20 protein-coding genes are annotated in these 20511 nt (G+C 61.3%); 3 read left to right on the forward strand and 17 right to left on the reverse strand.

The window, feature by feature from the left end:
- Window positions 1–24: 24 nt before the first annotated feature.
- The 8 genes from AC07OO_RS23665 to AC07OO_RS23700 form a co-directional block, all read right to left on the reverse strand.
- Entirely contained in the window at window positions 25–1998 is a 1974-nt protein-coding gene (locus AC07OO_RS23665) for a DUF3857 domain-containing protein (protein WP_495084618.1), read from the reverse strand.
- A 49-nt stretch (window positions 1999–2047) separates the two neighbouring features.
- Entirely contained in the window at window positions 2048–3514 is a 1467-nt protein-coding gene (locus tag AC07OO_RS23670; protein ID WP_495084619.1) for a tetratricopeptide repeat protein, read from the reverse strand.
- Between the two features lie 96 nt (window positions 3515–3610).
- Window positions 3611–4360, reverse strand: a complete 750-nt coding sequence (locus tag AC07OO_RS23675; protein ID WP_495084620.1) for a nitroreductase — start codon at window positions 4358–4360, stop codon at window positions 3611–3613.
- 5 nt (window positions 4361–4365) lie between these two features.
- Window positions 4366–5265, reverse strand: coding sequence for an alpha/beta hydrolase family protein (locus AC07OO_RS23680; protein WP_495084621.1), 900 nt, complete (start codon window positions 5263–5265; stop codon window positions 4366–4368).
- 27 nt (window positions 5266–5292) lie between these two features.
- Entirely contained in the window at window positions 5293–5907 is a 615-nt protein-coding gene (locus AC07OO_RS23685; RefSeq protein ID WP_495084622.1) for a TetR/AcrR family transcriptional regulator, read from the reverse strand.
- 102 nt (window positions 5908–6009) lie between these two features.
- Entirely contained in the window at window positions 6010–7125 is a 1116-nt protein-coding gene (locus AC07OO_RS23690; protein WP_495084623.1) for a lipase secretion chaperone, read from the reverse strand.
- Window positions 7126–7128: 3 nt separating this feature from the next.
- On the reverse strand, window positions 7129–8211 hold the full coding sequence (locus AC07OO_RS23695; protein WP_495084624.1) for an esterase/lipase family protein: 1083 nt from the start codon (window positions 8209–8211) through the stop codon (window positions 7129–7131).
- Window positions 8212–8543: 332 nt separating this feature from the next.
- Window positions 8544–9479 carry a CoA transferase gene (locus tag AC07OO_RS23700; RefSeq protein WP_495084625.1) on the reverse strand — a complete coding sequence of 312 codons (936 nt, stop codon included), beginning with the start codon at window positions 9477–9479 and terminating at the stop codon, window positions 8544–8546.
- A gap of 178 nt (window positions 9480–9657) precedes the next feature.
- On the opposite strand from AC07OO_RS23700, the gene AC07OO_RS23705 reads away from it, so the two are divergent.
- The gene (locus AC07OO_RS23705) at window positions 9658–10686 is read left to right on the forward strand and encodes a 3'-5' exonuclease (RefSeq protein WP_495084626.1); all 1029 of its coding nucleotides are present in this window, start codon (window positions 9658–9660) and stop codon (window positions 10684–10686) included.
- A gap of 16 nt (window positions 10687–10702) precedes the next feature.
- Window positions 10703–11302 (forward strand): MOSC domain-containing protein, encoded by a 600-nt coding sequence (locus AC07OO_RS23710; RefSeq protein ID WP_495084627.1) that lies wholly within the window; start codon window positions 10703–10705, stop codon window positions 11300–11302.
- 31 nt (window positions 11303–11333) lie between these two features.
- Here AC07OO_RS23710 and AC07OO_RS23715 read toward each other — a convergent pair whose 3' ends face one another.
- The 9 genes from AC07OO_RS23715 to AC07OO_RS23755 all read right to left on the reverse strand — a co-directional run bounded on the left by AC07OO_RS23715 (window position 11334) and on the right by AC07OO_RS23755 (window position 18577).
- The gene (locus AC07OO_RS23715; RefSeq protein WP_495084628.1) at window positions 11334–11537 is read right to left on the reverse strand and encodes a hypothetical protein; all 204 of its coding nucleotides are present in this window, start codon (window positions 11535–11537) and stop codon (window positions 11334–11336) included.
- 18 nt (window positions 11538–11555) lie between these two features.
- Window positions 11556–11747, reverse strand: coding sequence for a hypothetical protein (locus AC07OO_RS23720; protein ID WP_495084629.1), 192 nt, complete (start codon window positions 11745–11747; stop codon window positions 11556–11558).
- Between the two features lie 150 nt (window positions 11748–11897).
- Window positions 11898–13919 carry a peptidase U32 family protein gene (locus AC07OO_RS23725; RefSeq protein WP_495084630.1) on the reverse strand — a complete coding sequence of 674 codons (2022 nt, stop codon included), beginning with the start codon at window positions 13917–13919 and terminating at the stop codon, window positions 11898–11900.
- A gap of 52 nt (window positions 13920–13971) precedes the next feature.
- Window positions 13972–14826 (reverse strand): fumarylacetoacetate hydrolase family protein, encoded by an 855-nt coding sequence (locus tag AC07OO_RS23730; protein ID WP_495084631.1) that lies wholly within the window; start codon window positions 14824–14826, stop codon window positions 13972–13974.
- A gap of 117 nt (window positions 14827–14943) precedes the next feature.
- Window positions 14944–15729 carry a peptidylprolyl isomerase gene (locus tag AC07OO_RS23735; RefSeq protein WP_495084632.1) on the reverse strand — a complete coding sequence of 262 codons (786 nt, stop codon included), beginning with the start codon at window positions 15727–15729 and terminating at the stop codon, window positions 14944–14946.
- Window positions 15730–15774: 45 nt separating this feature from the next.
- Entirely contained in the window at window positions 15775–16056 is a 282-nt protein-coding gene (locus AC07OO_RS23740; RefSeq protein ID WP_495084633.1) for a BolA family protein, read from the reverse strand.
- A gap of 8 nt (window positions 16057–16064) precedes the next feature.
- On the reverse strand, window positions 16065–16604 hold the full coding sequence (locus AC07OO_RS23745) for a septation protein A (RefSeq protein WP_495084634.1): 540 nt from the start codon (window positions 16602–16604) through the stop codon (window positions 16065–16067).
- Window positions 16601–17011: a peptide-methionine (R)-S-oxide reductase MsrB gene (gene msrB, locus AC07OO_RS23750; protein ID WP_495084635.1), complete on the reverse strand. Its 411-nt coding sequence runs from the start codon at window positions 17009–17011 to the stop codon at window positions 16601–16603. Before msrB ends, AC07OO_RS23745 begins: the two co-directional genes overlap by 4 nt.
- Before the next feature lie 45 nt (window positions 17012–17056).
- Window positions 17057–18577, reverse strand: a complete 1521-nt coding sequence (locus AC07OO_RS23755; RefSeq protein ID WP_495084636.1) for a protein adenylyltransferase SelO — start codon at window positions 18575–18577, stop codon at window positions 17057–17059.
- Between the two features lie 187 nt (window positions 18578–18764).
- Between AC07OO_RS23755 and AC07OO_RS23760 the strand changes: the two genes are divergently transcribed.
- The gene (locus AC07OO_RS23760) at window positions 18765–20510 is read left to right on the forward strand and encodes a carboxylesterase/lipase family protein (RefSeq protein WP_495084637.1); all 1746 of its coding nucleotides are present in this window, start codon (window positions 18765–18767) and stop codon (window positions 20508–20510) included.
- Window position 20511 lies beyond the last annotated feature (1 nt).

Raw genomic sequence — 20511 nt, forward strand, 5'->3', positions numbered from 1 at the left:
AGCGTATGGGACCAGGCCCGGCGATTAGTCCGGGTTCTTGGTGGACCGTGTGATGGTGTAGCCCAGGAAGTCGCGTGCCTTCTTGATGTTGGCGAGATAGCTCGTCATGTTCTGTGGCTCTATGGCATCTGACAACGTGCGATAGCGGTCCACCATGGTCAGGCGTCCGGGTTCGACGCTGGAGTCACTTTGGTATTCGAAGACCGCATCGGTTACCTTGGTGTTTGCTCCCTTCAATGCCCATTGTTTGGGGACCAGAAAGTAGGTCGTTTGGCTGATATCCACCGGGTGGGCCAAGGCCATGGGTTCCGTGCGCACGGTGTTTTGCGGTATCTTCAGCAGTTCGTGGATGTCGGGGATGGCAGCATAGCTCTCTGCCCGGTCTTCTCGGGCCGTCTTCCAGAAATCGGGGATGACGTAGTACTCGGTCATGACCAATTGGTTGGTTGTCTTGTTGTCCTGGACTTCAAAAGGGCGCACCAATTGAATGCCGGTGTAGTAGCGCGCGAAATAGTTGGTCAGTTTCTGTTGCAAGTTTTCTGACGATTCCTTGGCCAGTGTGCTGCGCATGCGTTCTGCGCTTCCGCCCTCCAGGTAGCTGGTCACTGTGAAGGGCACCGGCTTTTGCCAGCCTGCGCTGCTGTCAAACACTGCCAACACCTTGCGGGTATAGGTTGTCGCCGGCCCCGACCCCATGGCGGTCAGGCCTTGCTGAGCGGGGTCCAATACCATGGCAAAACCAAAGTTGGCTTGCGAAATATCGCGAATGCCACCCTGTTGTGGCGGCAGTGTGGGATCCAGCCAATAAGTCTTGTCACCGAGCTTGGCATGGACGATGACATGGTCAAAGGCGCCTGGCGAGGCTTGCATGTCTGCAATGCCGCGCCGTTTTTTGCTGTTGACCAAGGCGGCGTGGGCATCTATGCCCAGTGCCTTCAGCAAGGTGAGCGTCAGCAGCGTCTTGTCCTTGCAGTCGCCGAATCGACGGGACAGCACCACATCTGGTGGGCTGGGAGCGTGGGAGCCCGGGCCTACTTCTACGCCCATATAGCGCACATTTTTCTGTACGTAACGCAGAGCTTCAACCGCCTGGTCCTCTATGGTGCTGAAGGTGTGGCCAATTCGGTCCACTTCGGCCGTAAGCTCCTTGGGCAATTGGGCAGGAGTCTTGTACAAAGGGGCTCCCCATTGCGCCACGGCGTTCCAGTCTTTGAAGTCGCTCCATTGCACATTGGAGAGGGGGTCATACCAGGCTGGAGTGTCTTCCCGGTAACGCACCGCTGCGACGTCCTTGAGGTTCCACTCGCGCTCCTCCATGCCGCCGAGGGCCCGGACCGTGGCCTGTTGTTGCATGTTGAGCAGTTTGATCTCTGGCTCTCTGCCGGGTTCGGTCAACAACCGGGCATATACCTGTTGCACTGGGACGCCCCATTGGAGATCGAAGCGACCGTAGTGGCGATTCCCAAACACCGGGTTGCTGCCACTTACCGAATACGCATACTCCACCACATCACCAACGCGCACGTCCTCGAGAAAGAGATTGGCTGTTTTGGTGCCATCAAAGATCAACTGTTCCAGCGAGCTTTCCCGCTGCAGAATCTTGATCGCCGCGGGCGCCAGCTTGGGCAGAATTTTGTCGCCTCGCCGGACGTTGACGGCATGCAGGACCAACGTCTGGTAGGAGGGGTCGAAGCGGATTTCGATGTTGGAAGTGCTTTCCAATCCGCTATCGTTCACGATCTTGGTCGCGATATGGCTGTAGGACTGCTTGGTCTTCCCTTTAACCTGGACCTGCCGATCCACCAGCAAATAGGAAACGCCACCACTGATTTGCTGGGCGGAGGGCTCCGTCTGCAGGTCTGGCACAACGGGGGTGACCCAACTGGGGGCTTTGTCGATCTTGTATTCGGTTTTGACCGGAGCTGTTGCGCCAAAAACCGTGAAGCTTGTTGTCAGGAGCAGGGCTGCAACATGCAGCTGCCGGAAAGAGATTGCCATATGTGTCCTCAATCTGTGGAGTAGTCCAATGTTTCGCGTCTTGGCCGGTTCACGGGGTTGTCGCTTTGTCTAGTGCTGTCAGGAATGCGCCCGGGACGGCCATGTCCCGCGCCAACTGTTTGGCGCGGCTGACATCTCTTTCGCTCATGGCCGCTTCCAGTGCCGTTTGTTGCGGACTCAGCAAACGGTCCATGCCGGTGTCGCCTGATCGTGCAATGGCGTACAAGGCGTATGCAGCTACAAAGCTCTGGCGCACAAAGATGCCCTTTCGGTAGGTGTCGGCCAGACGGGCCTGCGCTATAGTGCGGCCCTTTTCTGCCGCGAGGCGGCTGAATTTCAAACCTTGCTCGGTATTGGCGGGCAGACCCAGGCCGACCATGTAGATAGTGCCCAGCTCTTCCAGGGCGGCGGCGCTGCCTTGTGCGATTGCGCGTTGGTACCACGTGAGGGCTTCGTCCGTATTCTTGTTGCGCAACAGAAAGCGTGCCAGCACCACTTGCGATTCACTGCTCCCGGATGCCGCGTCCAGCCTATACGGTTTGGAAGCCTCTGCCAGTGCCCGCTTGGAGTCCTCCATGCAGCAGTCTGGGTACAGGCGCATATTGCCGGGGTCTGCATGTTGCAGGTTGTTTGCCGCTTGCTTTCTCCATTTCTGGGCTGCTTGCGCGTCGGGTGGTACGCCGTCGGCGAATTCGTAGGCGCTCGCCAAAGATTCCTGTGCAGCGGCCGAGCCTTGTTCTGCGGCAAGTTGGAACCAGCGCACGGCTTGGGCGCTGTCCTTGGGCACGCCCCAGCCGTTTGCATAGGCCGTGCCCAGAGCAAATTGGGCAGCGGGAGTTTTCTTCTCGGCGGCAATGTTCCACCAGTGCAAGGCGCGGCTGTGATCCCTGGCGACACCAAATCCTCCGGAATACAACGCCCCCATGCCGACCTGGGCGTGGGCATTTCCAACCGCAGCCCCTAAAGTGAACCAGCGAAGGGCCTCGGCATACATTTTTTTGGAAAAATAGAAACCGCCCAAGAACGCGTAAGCCTTTTCCTGGCCTTGTGCTGCGGCCTTCAACAACCAACGTTCGGCAACCGCATCGTCTTTCGCGGCGAACATCCCTTGGTAGTGCAGCAGACCCAATGCGGCCTGTGAGCCTGCATGGCCGGCGTTCGCGCCGGTTTGAATCCAATACGACAACTTAGCCCCATCGTAAGGAACGTCAAGATTTCCTGAATACAGCGTGATCAAAAGCTCGGTCGCCGTTGTGTCCCCTTGGGAGTGGGCTTGCTCCCATATGCGAACCGCCTCGTTGACATCGCGGGGGACGCCCAGACCACAGGCATACAACAGCCCAAGCCACGGTTCAGTTTTTGCCTGATTGCCGCGAGATTTGTCCCGGAGTGACGCCAACTTTTCTTCGGCCAGCGCCTCACCGGTTTTCAAGCCCATGCGGGACCGGGCCTCGCTGCAGTTGAATCCCTCCGCAGCATGGGATGCCATCGCGATGCCCAGCAAAGCGATTGCCACACATTTCTTCATTGAATACCACCCTTTTCTGCGGATGGATTCTAGGGCTCTACGCCGAGAAGGGTGTGTTCCTCGTCAAATATGCGGATGCAGCTATTAAGTTGATAGCGATTGTCGGAGAAGCAACTCCGACGCCTGACTGCGCCCAGGGTTAAAGCCATTCACCGCATGGTCTGAGGCATAGCCCATGGACACGCCGCAGATCAGCTTGTAGGGCTTGGGTATGTTAAAGGCATGGCGTACCGGACCCGCCCAGGTGGCCAAGGCCCCTTGGGCGCACGTGCCAAGGCCGTGGGCATGGGCGGACAGCATCAGCGTCTGCACATAAATGCCGGCGTCCAACACTGAGAACTCACGCAGGCCGCTGTGCACAAACACGAAGATGGCGGTTGGGGCGCCAAAGAATTCAAAGTTCTTGCGCATCTGCGCTTCCCGTGCCGCATGGTCCTTGCGGCCAATGCGCAGCAGCTCGTACAGGCCGTGGCCGGTGGCGCGGCGGCGGGGTTGCAGGTCTTGTGGATATTCGAAGTTGGTGACGAAGTCGCCATCGGGCAGGCCATCGCGCGTGACCAGCAGTTTGAGCTTGCCCAGCCAGCCGCCGCGCTGTGCGGCCATGCCTTTGTCGAAGCGGGTGGACAGTTCCGCTTGCAGCCGGTCGCGCACCGAGCCAGTGGCAATGGCGATGCGGTAAGGCTGGGTATTGGACCAACTGGGCGAAGCATTGGCATCGGCCAGCACCGCGTCCAGCGCAGCCTGGGGAATGGGCGTGGGCAAGAAGTCGCGCACGCTGCGGCGGCCGTGCACCAGGGTGGAGAAGGCTTGCGCGGCAGGGATGGTAAGCGCCATGGATTTCAGGCGTGCAGGGCGCTTGCAATCGGTTTTCGGTACTCACCAAACCAGCGCAGCGCGTCTTCCCACAGAGGCTGGGCCGCGCGGCGGAAGTAGCCCATGTGACCAATAGCACCCAGGCCGCGGGTGTTGGGAGCGATGTCCACCGCCTGCAGATTGGTGTAGCGGTAGCCGGCCATGAAGGCATCGCGCGATGCGGGTGGTGCCCACAGGTCGTCTGTGGCGTTGGCGGCGACGATGGGCGTGGTCACATCGTCAAACAGGTCTTGCACCTGTGCGCCCATGGTCGGGTCGTCGAAGAAGTAGCGGGGGTAGCTGCACCAGTGCTTCCAGTCCTTGTAGACACCCATTGGCAGGTCCTCGCCCATGCCCAGCTTGCTCCAGGGCAGATAGCCCTTCCACCATGTCATCAGCGGGCCGAGGAAGCGCCACATCACCTGCACCTTCAACTGCTCCAGCGCGGGCATCCAGCCGTGCCAGCCGGCGCCGGTAGCAAAGGTGTAGAAGCGGGCCACCTTGCGGTGGTTGGGCAGCAGGCCAAAGGCATGGCCGCCGAAGGAGTGGCCGATCATGAACAGCGGCACCGTGTCGCTGGCCATGGCATCCACCGCAGCGCTCAGGTCGTGGCGCGCCCAGTCCAGGTAGTGCATGCGAAAGCCGCGTAGCGTTGCCGGCTTGGACAGGCCTATGCCACGGTAGTCCAGCGTCAGCGTGGTGTAACCCTGGCTGGCCGCGAAGGTGGCGAAGTTGCGGTAGAAGCCCTGCGGCACCCCGGTGGCACCGCCAACGACCAAGTTCCCGCGCAGTGGGGCCGTGGCCGCGTAGCGCAGTGCGGTGATGGCATAGCCGTCTGCCGTGCGAAGGGTGAGGGTTTCGGGTTGGGGGGACTGGGAAGTGGTCATGGTGCTCTCCAGAAAAAACAGTCGTGCTCAGCGCGCGGCAGCCGGAAGGCTCAGGCGAACGAGGTCTAAAAGGGCTTTTGACGTGGCCTGCATGGCGTCCACGTTGCCGGCCACGCGGGCTTGCACCAGGGCACCTTCGTAGGCCGACACCGTGAGCGCGGCCAGGCTGTGGGCGCGGGCTTCATCGATCCCGGCCTGTTGCAGGGTATGACCCAGGCGTTCGCGGATGGCGGCAAAGCCGGTGGCCAGGGTCTGGCGGATGGCGATGTCGTCGGGGGCGGACTCCAGCGCGATGGTGGCCAGCGGGCAGCCGCGTTCGTAGCCGCTGACGGCCAATGCCTTTTGCGCCGATGTCATCCAGGCCTCCAGCGCCTGTACCACGTCGGGATAGCGCTGCGTCAGCTTGTCCAGGCCTGTGGTGATCTGCGCGATGACGGCCTCGATGCTCGCCACGGCCAGTTCGGCCTTGCCGCCGGGGAAATGGTGGTACAGCACGCCCTTGGGTGCCTGGGCCACATCCAGCAATTCCTTGAGGCCCACGCCGTGGTAGCCCTTGTGGCGCAGGGCGTCTTGCATGGCGGCGATCAGGCGCTCGCGGGTGCCTGGCGGGTTGGTTGGGGATGCGTCGGTTGAGGTGGGCATGGCTTGAATTCTATAGACCGGTCGGTCTATTGTCAAGCCATGCCTGACCTCCATATCGCCGAACCCTTGTGGGGCCGGCGTGGGGCTTAGCCGCTAAGGCGGCTAGCTGGTCTTCCCATTGGAGGTATTCTGGCCACGCGCGGACTCCAGAATCTTGACCTCCCGCAGCTCTTCGGCGTTGAAGTTGGTTTGCTCCAAGCGCTCTATCGCCGTGGCCTTGGCTTCGGCGCTCAGCGCTGTTTGGCGCAGCACACCGTCTTTGGCGTCACGGTAGTTCTGCAGGCGCTGTGTCCATGCGGCTTGCTCCTGGTCGATGGCGGCGAGGCGGTTGGCTTCTGCTTGGCCATAGAGTTCGGTCCGCAGGTTGTGGATGGCCTCTTCGTTGCCACCCTGCGCCTGCAACGCCACTATGCGCTGGTTCAGCATCGCCTCTTTGCGTTCCTGCTGAACCCGTTCGCGCTTTTCCGTCGGCAGCAGCTGCTCGGCCTGTGCGATCTGCGCCTCCCGGTCCGCCGCACTCAAAGAGGCGTTGCTTTCCGCTTCGAGCCGTTTGATGGTGTAGGCGTCATATGCCTCGTCGTCCTTGAAGAAGACGTCGGCCACCTCTGCCCCCAGAAACTGGCGCCGGGCCGCCATGCGCTGGTTCATCGCCGCCTTGACATCGCTAACCGTTGCGATGAGGTCTTCGCTCTGGTTGCCGGTGAACACGCGGTCTTGTGGTGGTGCGAAGCGGGTCAGCCCTTGCTTGTAGGCCAAGTAGGCGCGCAGGATGTCCAGCGCCTCTTGGGCGGCGGCCTCGGGCAGCGTGCCCCTCAGGTACTCGGCGATCCGCGCCAGCGAGGTGGGCAGGCCCTCCTCGGTGTGCGAGGATAGGAAGAACTCGAACAGTGCGGCCAGGTCGCGCGAGACGACCAGCTTGCCGTTTGCGTTGGCCATGATGTTCCAGTTGACACGCAAGCCCGTCAGCGAGTTTGGAAGGCGGCCGTATTGGGACACGGCCTCGTATTCCTCCAGCGTGCTGAACCGCAGGATGCGGCCGCCTGCAGCGGGCGGAAGGTCCAGCCTCGCTTTGACGAAGTCGCCGTTGGCCGCCGTGGAGCCCCAGTGCGGCGGGGTTGGGGCTGTCTGTGCCGGCACATCCTTGGCAAAGTGCTTGAGGGCTCCGCCTAGTCCCATGATGACCAGCGCGCCCACGTAAACGCGTTGCTTCGCGTTCATGGCTCAGCGTCCAGCCAGCATCAAGCGGTTGGCGTGGGCGCGGTACACCGCTACTGGGTCGGCAGCGCCCCAGCCTAGGAGCCCCAAGGTCTGGTTTTGCTCGTCGACGTGGTTCCACCAGTAGCTGTCGGAAATGGTCTTGCCAAAGCGGGCGCTGGAGACCGGGATGAAAGAGTCCGCATCGCCGGTGTAGCCATACCAATTGCCGAATTTGCGTATCACCAGCAAGGCCCAGTCCGCCGGATCGGTGACGATGGGGAAGCCCGGTGCGGTGAAGGTGTCGTTGTGGGTGTTGCCCGTGAACGAGTAGAACAGGATGGCATTGGGGTCGGTCATCGGTTTCTCGGCGCCCAAGCCGTTGCCAGCCCATTTGCCCAGGGCCGTGGCGTCTGCACCGTATTGCTTGGTGCCATAGCTACCGCCCACTGGCACGCCCGCGCTGGGGTACTTGGTGTTGAACTGCTTCATGCCGGCCTGGGTGAAGTCGTTGAGCACGCCATTGGCGTTTTGCTGGAACAACCAATCCAAACGGCCGCTGAACAGCGCCACCACGCTACCGGCCACGTTGATGCCAGCAATGGCCGCCATCAGCACGGGCTTGGGCAGGGTGACCGCGTAGTCGGGCATAGGCGTGCCGTAGTGAGGGCCGGCTACGGTGGTCAGCGAGGCGATGTTGTCCTGCATCAAGCTGGCTGCCACGCGGGAGGTAGTGGCGCCGTGGCTGTGGGCGATGATGTTGACCTTGTGGGCGGGGGTCAGCGTGGTCACGCCATAGTGGGTCTTCAGAATGCGGGTGAGTTCGCTCTTCAGCGCCACGCCGCGTTCTTCGGTCGACATCCAAGCCGAGAGGGAGACGTTGTAGGTCTTCTGCCCGCCCGAGTAGTCGCGTATACCGTCGGCCACCTTGTAGAAATACTCGACCGAGCCGAACAGGGTGTCGAAGCCCATCACGCCCGGTACCAGCACGATGGGGTACTTGGTCTTGGTATCGCCGTTGACCCATGCGTGGGCCGTGCCCGTGGCGGATAGCAGCAGGCACAGGGCCAGCGCCGCCGACAACAGTCTGGAAATGAATGGATTGCGCACTTTCTCTTCTCCTTGTCTTGTGAATGAATTTGCAAAACGAGGGACACGCGCCCAGGGCTGCGCCACCATGCAGCCCGCGCGCGAAGCGAGGAGCCGGTGCAATGGCTGGATGACCTGGCGATGCGAGTCCGATTGAATCAATCAGATTGCGACGGTCTTGGTGCGGGTCGTCGTGTGACTCCCGACGCGGGCCGCGTTTGACGGCAGACAGGGAGGTCGTAAATAGCACGGTCGTGCTATTTACGAATAATAGAGCGCTGTCACCTAGGCGTCACGCTGGTAAACCCGCGTACGCCCAGGGGCATTTGTAAGAACTTGTTGCTGAAGTGCTGCTAGGTGGACTGCAGCGTATGCAGGGGAATGTCTTTCTCGGTGGCCAACCGGTCCAATTGCTGGCGCGTTTGCGTCAGCAAGAAGCTGGCCACCGCCGCATGGGTTTCGGGGGCAAACATGGCCATGATGTTGGACACCTTCAATCCCACGGCATTGGCCAAGGCCGCTGCAAAGTGTGGCTCCAGCGCGGCGACGGCCACACGGCCGTCTTTGCACGGGTAGACGCGGTATCCCGCATGGCCGCCACCCACCGCCGCACCGGGTGTCGTCAGCCCCCAGGTGCGCGGCAGGGCTAGGTAACCGGCAGCGTTCGACAGCGCGATGTCAAAGCGCACGCCTTTACCTTTTTGCAACTGCAGCAGGCGGGCCTGCAGCACGGCTTCGGACGCCATCAACGAGCCGCCCATATCGGCGTATAGCGTGGGTGGCAGGTCCAGGCCGCCGACCAGATTGTTTTCGGCGAGGTAGGTCAGGTCGTGGCCGGGTTCTTCGGCCCGCGCCCCAGGAGCACCAAAAATGGCGACCAGGGAAAGCGTAGGGTAGAGCTTGTGCAATGACTTCCACTCAAGCCCCAGCTTTTGTAGAGCCGAGGGGCGAAACGAGGTCAGCAGCACATCCGCCTTGGCCAGCTCGCGGTGCAGGGCCTTCTGACCTTTTTCGGACTTCAAATCCACTTGGGCGACGCGCATGCCTTGGTGCAGCGTGTCATAAGCCTTGCGGTTGTACAGCCCCATAGGGTCGCCCGATGTGCCTTTGGGGGCTGTGGGGTGGGCGGGCGGCTCCAGCTTGACGCAGGTAGCGCCCATCTGCTGGCAGCGCATTAGCGCTGCGGGGCCTGGCAGGTTCAATGCCAAGCTGAGGATGCGGACGCCTTTGAGGGGCATCAAGGGCTTAGGAGCAGAAGGTTTGGACGACGTTGACGTGGGCGTAGCCATGGGAGGTGCGTGATCACAAAAAGGGTGTGCTGGCGGGGCAGCGGGCTGTAGCCCATGATAATGGTGCCAACCGCTTGGCCTTTGCGCTATGGCGACATTTCCTGACGCATGAGGTAGTTCCTTGTCCCCCAATGACCAACTTGACTTTGCGTTTGTCGCAGAGCTTCCCACCAAACCAGTGGTTCCAAAGAAGCGCGCGCCACGCGGCAAGATTGCCGCCGTCGCCGCTCCGCGCCTGGCGCCAGTCTTTATTACCCCTGATCCTCCGTTCCCGACGGATGCTGCCGCTGCGAGGGAGTCCGCAGACACTGAATCAATGGCCGCCGCGCTAGACGCCCACCCTGACTACAGGGTCATGCGCCGCCTGCGCCCCCGCTTGGAGTGGCCTGCCATCGGAGAAGGGCGGGGCGTATGCCGCGTCGTTGTCCTGGATACTGAAACGACCGGCTTGGAGCACAGCCGGGACAAGATCATGGAGCTGGCGCTGCTGCGGGTGGATGTGGATCTGGAAACTGGCTTGCCGGTCGGTGGGGTTCAGGTTTATGACGGGCTCGAAGATCCGGGCATGCCCATACCCAAGGAAGTGCAGGAGATCACCGGTATCACCCCCGCCATGGTGCAGGGCCAGCGATTGGACGAGGAGCGCATTGCAAGCCTGCTGGATGGCGTGGACTTGGTGATTGCGCACAACGCGGGCTTTGACCGCCCATTTGCCGAAATGCGTATGGAACAGTTCCGAGGCCTGGCCTGGGCCTGCTCGTTCGCAGACATTCCCTGGAAGGCGCAGGGGCGGCGCTCATCCAAGCTGGAAAGCCTGGCGCAGGACATGGGGTGGTTCTACGACGCCCACCGGGCCGAGATGGATTGCCATGCGCTGCTCGCGGTGCTGGCCGCGCGCTTGCCTCAGCTGCCGCACACCGGGCTGGCGCACCTCATCGAACAAGCCCATAGGCCCAGCTACCGCCTGATGGCCACCCACGCCCCCTTCGACGCCAAAGACAAACTCAAGGCCCGCGGCTACCGCTGGGGCGCCGAGCAAAAAGTGTGGCACACGCGGGTGGGCGATAGCAAGGCCCTGCAGGCGGAATTTGATTGGCTGAAGGAGCATGCCTACCACCAGCGTTCTGCCGTGGTGCAGTTTGAGAAGCTTGACGCCCTGGTGCGCTATTCGAACCGGGAGGGTGAGTTGTTGCACCACCAGTTGTGAAACGGTGAGTCTGTAGATGACAACAGCACAAGCGCAGGGCAGGGCGCTGGTCGGCGTGCAAGTCGGCCAAGCCCGCAAAGTGATGATCGCCGGGCGTTCCATCCTGACGGCCATCCACAAGGAGGGTCTTACAGGCCCGGTAGCCGTGCAACCGCTGGGATTGAAGGGTGATGAGCAGGCCGACCCGTCAGTGCACGGTGGCCTGGATAAAGCCGTCTACGCCTATCCGAGTGAACACTATGCCTTCTGGCGCCAGCAACGCCTGCAGGCCGGCGTGACCGGCATCGACGACGCGCTGCCTTTGGGCTCCATGGGTGAGAGCCTGACGCTAAGTGGCTTGCTGGAGGCAGATGTGTGGGTGGGAGACATTTTGCGCTTTGCCGACTGCGTGCTGCGGGTTCAACAGCCCCGCGAGCCCTGCTACAAGTTCAACGCAGCCATGGGTTTCAATACCGCCGTCAAGGCCATGGCGCAGAGCGGTTTCTGCGGTTTTTATCTGTCGGTGGACACGCCCGGATCGGTTCAGATGGGCGAGTCATTTGAGCTGGTGCCGGGGCCACGGCAGATGGGCATTGGGCAGCGCTTCCAGGCCAAAATGTTCAAGCACATGCGCTAAAGCGCGAGAGGCCGTTGCGCCCGTCATACCTTCAGGTGCGGTGACCCAAGAGTCGGGCGGGCAAGTACAGAATGGCCTTGATCAGGGCAAACACCGCCCCGACCCCGATACCCACCAAAGCCAGAGGCAGTGAAATCAGCCAGACTATGGGTAAAACGATCAGCGCCAGCAGTGCCAAGGGCCAGCTCAAGGTAAACAGGATGAACCAACCCACGATAAACAGGAGTAGCTTCACGGCAGTCGCTCCAAAGACTTAGATGCGGTGGCCGACGATGGTGACGGTTTCCAGCACCGCCACATTGCCAGCCTGGGCGCTTTGGGCCAGCGAAGCGGCTGTGGCCACACTGTCGAACTTCATCAGCATGCTGCCATTGACGGCGACGGCCATCAACACGGCAAAGGCGAAACCGGCCAAACGGGATGTGCGATTTGAGGCTGTGAACATTTTGATCTCTCCAGATTCGGACCACTGCGGCCCGTTGAAGAGAATGTATTTCCGCCAGAAACCCATTGCACCCGGTTTGTGACGAACTGCATTTCTGCGTGATACCTAGGGTAAATACCGTGATGAACGGCAAGCACCAGCCGCCCCAACTCAGTGCCCAAACTCCTGCCGGGGCCTTGTTTTGTGAAAAACCAGCGGCACGCCTTCTGCCAGCGCACCCGCATGCTCCTTCTTGGCCTGGTTTAACACCGAGGTCTTGATCTTGCCCACCACGTGCATTTCGCAGGGTTTGCAGTCAAAGCGCAGCGTCAGCTTTTCCTTGCCGTTGATCAGTTGCAGGGGCTCAGCCTTGACTTGCCCTTGCACGCCGACCACGCCCTTGGCCTGCTTGGGGCACAGGCTTAAAGAGAAGCGCACGCAGTGCTTGGTGATCATCAGGCTGACTTCACCCAGCTCCTGGTTGTCCTCATACGCTGCGTCAATGACCTTGACGCCGTGCTTGGCGTAAAAGGCGTGGGCCTGTTGGTTGTGCACATTGGCCAGGTAGCTCAGACTGTCTTGCGGATAGGGTGCGGGCGGCTCAACGGGTGTTGCGCGGGGCAGGCGCTGCAGGGCCCTGGCCCGCGTGGCTTCCAAGGCTTCCACAGCCTCGCGGCGCAGGGTGTTGAGGGTAGAGGCTGGAATAAACTGGCCGCTAGCCCTCGTCAAATCTACGTCAAGCGCTTCAAATATGGTAGCGCCGAGTTTTTCGATCTGGCTGCGGTTGTTGGTGTCGGCAACGGCAGCATCCTTCGCGCGCTCAGCGGGCAGGGTGGTGCGGGCGGTGCCCAGGCAGCCGTCTTCGTCGGTGTAGGTGAGGGTGATGCCTTGGGCCGTGGCGGCCAGAGCGGCCCAGACACCGATGCGCCGGTCGCTGGATTTCTTCTCCAGCACGCGCACCCAGTCCACATCGCGGTTGCGATTGACCTCCAGTCCCTTGCGCAGATCCTTCAAGCTGGCGATGGCGTCCTTAGGGAACACGCGCCAGCGGCCCCTGGCCGCGTTGACCGCCTCGGCGCGGTTGATGGCCAAGCCTACCAGTTCCTTTTGCAGGTCGTAGTAGCACAGGCCATCCCCGTTGTGCAGGGCCAAGGTCCTGTCGCTCAACTCCAGCTCCACCCAGTTGGGGCCGACCTGGGTCACATAACCGATGGCCTGGCCCGGGTTCTTGGGTGAGTCGAAGGCGCCGATGTCATCCTTGCGGCCCTGCACAAAGTAGTCGGTGAACTCGCGGTTGAAGTTCTGGTTGGGGTCGGGCGTGAAGGTGAAGGTGGTGGTGCCGCTGCTGGCGCGGGACAGCGGTTGGTCCGAATATTGGCGTACCTCGATCAGTTCGTCCAGCAGCTTGCGGTAGTGGGCGGTGATGTTCTTCACATAGCCCATGTCCTTGTAGCGACCTTCGATCTTGAAGCTGCGGATACCGGCGTCCACCAAGGCCGCCAGGTTGTCGCTCTGGTTGTTGTCCTTCATGGACAGCACATGCTTGTCATGCGCCACGAACCGGCCCTTGTCGTCCACCACCTGGTAGGGCAGGCGGCAGGCCTGGCTGCATTCGCCGCGGTTGGCGCTGCGTCCGGTGTGGGCGTGGCTGATGTAGCACTGGCCACTGTAGGCCACGCACAATGCGCCGTGCACGAAAAACTCCAGCGTGCAACGCTCGGGGTCGGTCTGGGCGCGGACGGCGGCGATCTGCTTGAGCGTCAGTTCCCGTGCCAGCACGATCTGCGACAAACCCGCGTCCTGCAGAAAACGGGCCTTCTCGGGGGTGCGGATATCCGTCTGGGTGCTGGCATGCAGCTGGATGGGCGGCATATCGATTCCCAGCAGGCCCATGTCCTGGATGATCAGCGCATCCGCACCGGCCTCATACAACTGCCATGCCAGCTTGCGCGCGCCTTCCAGCTCGTCATCGCGCAGGATGGTGTTCATCGTGACGAAGATGCGGCTGTTGAAGCGGTGGGCATGGCGCACCAGGCGCGCAATGTCGGCCACGCTGTTGTCGGCGCTGGAGCGTGCACCGAAGGACGGGCCGCCAATGTAGACGGCGTCGGCACCGTGGTTGACGGCCTCAATGCCGATGTCGGCATCGCGTGCGGGGGCCAGGAGTTCGAGTTGGTGGTCGAGCAGAGACATAGACCCCAATTATCCCAAATGACTGGTTAGGCGGCAAAGCGGCCGCCCGGTACTAGGCCTGTACGGTGAGCTGGGTCTGCGTGCCCAGGCCATCAATGCCCAGGTGCATGGTCTGGCCGGAGCGCAGAAACACTGGCGGTTTCTGTCCCATGCCGACACCGGGAGGCGTGCCGGTCGAGATCACATCGCCACTCTGCAAGCTCATGAAGCGGCTCAGGTAGCTGATCAGGAAGGGCACCTGGTAGACCATGGTGGCGGTCGATCCGTCCTGGTAGCGCTTGCCGTCCACCTCCAGCCACATGCGCAGGGCCTGCGGGTCGGGGATTTCGTCGGCAGTCACCAGCCAGGGCCCCAAGGGGCCGAAGGTGTCGCAGCCCTTGCCCTTGTCCCAGGTACCGCTGCGCTCCAACTGGTATTCGCGTTCCGATATGTCGTTCACGATGCAGTAGCCCGCCACGTGGGCCATGGCGTCGGCTTCGGCGATATAACGGCCACCCTGGCCTATGACCACGCCCAGTTCCACTTCCCAATCGGTTTTGATCGAACCGCGCGGGATTTGCACGGCATCGTCCGGGCCGCAGATAGCGCTGGTCCATTTGTTGAATACCACGGGCTCTGGCGGCACCTGCATGCCAGCCTCGGCAGCATGGTCGGAATAGTTCAGGCCTATGCAGATCAGTTTGCCGGTACGGGCCACGCAGGGGCCCAGGCGCAGGTCTTGTTGCGGTGTGCCCTGCACCAGGGGCAGGGCATTCAGATCCAGGGCCTTCAGCTTGGCCAATTGGCTGGGCAATAGCGCGTCGCCCGCCAGATCGGGGATGACCTCGGACAGGTCGCGGACACGGCCTGCCGCGTCCAGCGCGCCGGGTTTTTCGTGGCCTGCCGGCCCATAGCGAAGGAGTTTCATATTGCTGGCCTCGGTTTGTTTCAGAAAAAGTGAAAAGTACGCATCCCCAATGAGAAAACGCGGCCTAGGCCGCGTTTTCTCTCTGCACTATGGCGATGTCGCCACCCTGCGCAATGCTTACTCGATGCGAGCCTTGGCGCGCAGTTCGGCTTGGAATTTGCCGATCTTCTGCTGTTGCAGCTGTTGAGCGATCTGGGGCTTCACGTCTTCGTACTTGGGCAACTGAGCATCACGGATGTCGTCCAAACGGATGATGTGGTAGCCAAACTGGGTCTTGACCGGTGTGTCGGTCATCTTGCCCTTGCTCAGGCTGGACAGCGCTTCGGCGAATTCCTTCACGTAGTTGCTGGGGTTGGCCCAATCCAGGTCACCACCCTTGGCGCCGGAGCCTGGGTCCTTGGACTTGGCCTTGGCGATTTCATCAAACTTGCCGCCTTTTTTCAGCTTGGCGATGATGGCCTTGGCTTCGTCTTCGGTTTCCACCAGGATGTGGCGGGCCTTGAATTCCTTGCCGGAGTTCTGGTGGGCGAACTTGTCGTACTCAGCCTTGGTTTCTTCGTCAGTGACGGGGTTCTTCTTCTGGTAGTCGGCGAACAGTTCGCGGATCAGGATGGCCTGACGGGCCAGTTCGATCTGGGTCTTGAAGTCTTCGGTGGCGTCCAGGCCGCGCACTTGGGCTTCTTGCATGAAGATTTCGCGGGCAATGACTTCTTCCTTCAACTGGGGTTGCATGTCGGGCGAGACTGGACGACCAGAGCGCTTCATTTGCTCTTCCAGCGCTTCAACGCGGGACTTGGGAATGGCCTTGCCATTGACGATGGCCACGTTTTGGGCCATGGCCGCGGGCGCCAACGCTGCCAACAGGGTAGCGGTCGCCAGCGCGGACAAAACTTGCTTCTTCATGCGTTTTCCTTCAGGGATACAAAAAAGGGATGCCAAAAAGGCGTGTCAAACGGGAGTGGTGTTTGGCGGGTTTTCAGTCTCAATGGCCAGGGCATGCAGGCCTTGGGCAATGAAATCTTGCAGCGCATCATACACAAGCCGGTGACGGGCCACCCGGCTGAGACCTGTAAACAAATGTGAAGCGACCCGAACCCGGAAGTGTGTGCCGAAGCCCGTGTCATTGGCGCCAGCGTGCCCGGCATGCTGGTAGCTCTCGTCCAAAACCTCCAGGCGGGTGGGGTTCAGTCGCTCTTGCAGGCGCAGCGTTATGGCATCTGCCGTGGGCATCACACCATTCATTGTTCGGATTCCTCGGGTGGCAGGTGCTTAAACATATACACCACTTGACCCATGACAAACACAAAGGTTCCGCCAACGCTCCACAGTTTGAAGTTGACCCAGTCGCCGGTGCTGTAGTTCAGCACCACATAAGAGTTCAGCAAGGCCATGACGACAAAAAACAGAATCCAGGCCAGGTTGACATGGTCCCAGACCGCGTCTGGCAGCGGGAATTTATCCGCCAAGCCAATCTTGGTCAGGTTTTTCTTTTTGACCCAAGTCATGAAAGCAAAGACGATGGCCGACAACGCATAGAGAACGGTGGGTTTCCACTTGATGAACTCTTCATTGCGCAGTATCAGTGTGACAGCGCCAAAGCCCAGAATCATCGTGAGGGCGGTTTTCTGCATGCCGGTCAAGTGCCGGTACAGCGCAAACAGCATGGCAGCGGCGATTGCACTGGTGCCCATCAGCACCGCGGTGGCCGTGTAAATATCCCAAACCTTGTACGCAATGACGAAACAGATGATGGGGAAAAAATCAAGAAGTGTGCTCATTTGGGGCTGAAGTGTAACGAGGCCGAATTCATGCAATAGCGCAAACCCGTCTCGGTGGGGCCGTCGTCAAACAGGTGGCCCAGGTGGGCGCCGCAGTGGCCGCACAGGGCCTCGGTGCGCACCATGCCCAGGCTGCGGTCGCTGCGGGTGGCCACGGCACCCTCGGCGATGGCCTGGTCGAAGCTGGGCCAGCCGCAACCGGCGTCAAACTTGGTGTCGGATGTGAACAGCGGCGTGTCGCAGCAGATGCAGACGTAGGTGCCGTTCTTGTAGTTGTCGGCGTACTTGCCGGTGAACGGGCGTTCGGTGGCGGCCTGGCGGGTCACTTCAAAGGCGCGGGGCTCTGCCCCCTTTTCGGCCAGCAGGGCCTTCCACTCGGCGTCGGTCTTGGTAATGGGGTAGGTCATGGTTTGCCTCTTTTGCGGGTTTCGATCCGGAAGATGGGGTTTTGTTCAGGAACTGCAACTGATGGAAATACTGCTGGCCCAGTCTGGTGGAAAGCCGGCAAAGGACTCCAGGGCCGGGTGCTCGTCAAACGGACGCTCCAGCACCTGCAGCAATTGTGCAACGACCGAGAAATCCTTGGCTTTGGCCGCCTGGATGGCCAATTCGCCCAGGTGGTTGCGCAGCACGTATTTGGGATTGCTCGTCAACATCAAATTGGCCGCTAGCCCCCGTGGAATATGTGTGAGTCGCTCTGAATACCGTAGCAACCAGGCATCAATACCGTCGCGGTCCAGGAACAGGTCGCGCACGGTGTCATCCTGCACGCCGGGATTCTCCTCCCGGTTTTTGACCCAATGGCTCAGGCGGCGCCAGAAGATGCTGTAGTCCACGCGGTCGGCGGCCATCAGGCGCAGCAGGTCGTCGGCCAGTTCGCGTTGGCCGTTTTGCACCTCCGCAAAGCCCAGCTTGGCTCCCATGCAGGCGTCCACGGCTGCGGGGTAGGTGGTTTTGTAGGTTTCCAGGGCTGCAATGGTCAGATCCTGGTCTTCTATCAGCGGTAGCAGGGCTTGGCCCAGGCAGTACAGGTTCCAGTAGGCGACGTTGGGCTGCTTGTAGAAGGCGTAGCGGCCCTGGTGGTCGGAATGGTTACAGATGTGGCCCGGGTCAAAGGCATCCAGAAACTGGAAGGGGCCGTAGTCAATCGTCAGGCCCAGGATGCTCATGTTGTCGGTGTTCATGACGCCATGGCAAAAGCCGACCGCTTGCCACTGCGCAACCATCTTCGCCGTGCGCTCGGTCACCGCCTGCAGGAAGTTGGCGTAGGCATTGCCGTTCAGGCGGGTGTCGGTGCGGCACTGGGGATAGAACCGGTCGATCACGTAGTCAGCCAGCTGGCGCAACTGGGGGTGCAGATCGTGGTGGCAGAAATGCTCGAAATGCCCAAAGCGTATGAAGCTGGGCGCCAGGCGCGTGACGACGGCGGCGGTTTCGGGCTGTTCACGGTATACGGGGTGGTCTGAGCCCATCACGCTGAGGGCCCGTGTGGTCGGGATGCCCAGCCCATGCATGGCTTCGCTGCACAGGAACTCACGGATGCTGGAGCGCAGCACGGCTCGGCCATCGCCCATGCGGGAGTAGGGCGTCAGGCCCGCGCCCTTGAGCTGGATTTCCTGGGACTGGGGTCCGTCACCGGGTGGTGGCGTCACCTCGCCCAACATCACGGCCCGGCCGTCGCCCAATTGCCCGGCCCAGACACCAAACTGGTGACCGCTGTAGACGGTTGATAGAGGGTGCGACCCGGATGCGGTCAGGTTGCCGATCAGGATGTTTTGCCAGGTTTGCGATTGCAGAGCCTCGGGCGTCAGCCCCACAAGCGCAGCAGCAGAGGCGCTTTGGCCCACCAGATAGGGCTCCGCCACAGGCTGGGTGGCCATGGGGGAATAGAAGTCGGGGCCGAGGGCGGCAAAGCTATTGGTCCATTGCCAGCCAGGGGGCAGGCCGCTCGGGCCGGGAGAAGTGTCTTGCATGGCGCTATTGTCTGGCAGCCGGTGAAACCCGCCCCAGACAAGGGTAAGTCCTAGGCTGGCCGGCGCCCCAAAGCCAGTGATTTGGCCATGTTCGGATACCCCTTCTATGGGGCTTGCTTCCTAGAATTTTTTCACCTCAGGGGCTTCGGCCTCTGTGGCATCACCCCACCAAAAAAAGGAGACAAGCATGACGGTGTTTTTACGTTCGGTGCGTGCGGTATGGCTTGTTGCATGCCTTGCCGCCACCGCCACCCAGGCCTGGGCGGCCTACAACCAGAGCCTGACCCGCACATTGGATGCGGGTCAGATCTACGGCAAGGTCGACGCCAACAACAGCCACGCTTTTCTGGGCATTCCGTACGCGCAGCCACCGGTAGGCAGCCTGCGCTGGCGTGCGCCCCAGGCGCCAACGCCCTGGAGCGGCGCACGGGCTGCCACCAGCCTGCCACCCATGTGCGCCCAGGTGGGCAGTTTCTTCGGCGAGCCGGACCCGGCCACCTTTGACCAGCCGGTTGGCAGCGAAGACTGCCTGTATGTGAATGTGTGGCGCCCCAACTCCAGTGCCGACAACCTACCGGTCTTCTATTGGATACACGGTGGCAGCAACATCAAGGGCTCGGCACGTGAGCCGCTGTACAACGGTGCCTACCTGGCCAACAAGGCCAATATGGTCGTGGTGACGGTGCAGTACCGCCTGGGCATGCTGGGCTGGCTCAACCACCCTGCGCTCAAGACCGGCAACGCCAAGGACGATTCGGGCAACTTCGCAACGCTGGACTTGGTGCGCGGGCTGGACTGGGTGCAGACCAATATCCGCGCCTTTGGCGGCAACCCGGACCAGGTGACTATTGCCGGCCAGTCGGCGGGGTGCATCAACACCTGGGGCCTGCTGCAGTCGCCACTGGCCGGTGGCAAGTTTCACCGCGCCCTGTGCATGTCGGGCATTCCCAATGGCTACCCGGCGGCGGTGGGTACGCTGGCAGCGGAGTCCTTGATCGACCAACTGCTGGTGGACAACGGCAGTGCCTCCACGCTGGCCCAAGCCACGGCGCAGCGCCTGGCCATGGGCAGTGCCCAGATCAGCACCCTGCTGCGCAATGCCAGCGCCGCGCAGATCATGAAGTTGACGCCGTCGCCGGTCGTTCCCGGCCACTTTACCGACGGCACCGTCATTCGTGCCGGCGGCTTGTTGGACCTGGTGGCCGGCAATTACAACCGCGTACCACTGATGATTGGCAGCACGCACGACGAGGGTTCCTACTTTGCCTATTCCTTTGGCATGGGCAAGCCCAATGCGCAAGAGTTTTGGCAGTTATCCAACTACGCCGCGCCCGGCAGCGTCACGGTCAACGACCTGATCAAGCCGGAGTTCCAGCCCATCTTTACGCAAACCCATGAGGCGATTACCTACGCGCTGGACCTGACCATCGACAACACCGTGCGCCTATTGCGCCTGAGCAGCGGCGCGGGGGCCCTGTACCGCTACAACTTCAATTGGCGTGACACGCCGACACCGTGGAAGAGCACCTTCGGTGCCTTCCACGGCATCGACGTGGCCCTGCTGTTTGGCAACTACGTGGTCAATGAGCCTAACTTCATGCACTTTGCGTGGAGCGCAGCGAACGCGACGACCCGGCAGAACCTGTCAGACCGGTTCATCAAGCATGTGTCCACCTTCGCCCGCACCGGCAAGCCGAGCCAACTGTTTGATGGACAGACAACGTGGAACGACTGGACCAATTTCACCTGCGGCCTGCTGTGCCCCAAGCGCATGGTGTTTGACAATGCTTCGTATATGTCGGGCGACGACTACCTGTTCTTCTGGCCGCGCTACCAACTGCTGTCGCAGCAGCAAAAGGACTATGTGTGGAAGACCATTGACTTCAACGCCTTGCCATCCAATGTGGACCCGTTCCGCGACGGGCCCCACTGAG

Source organism: Rhodoferax sp. GW821-FHT07G04, from assembly GCF_059418585.1.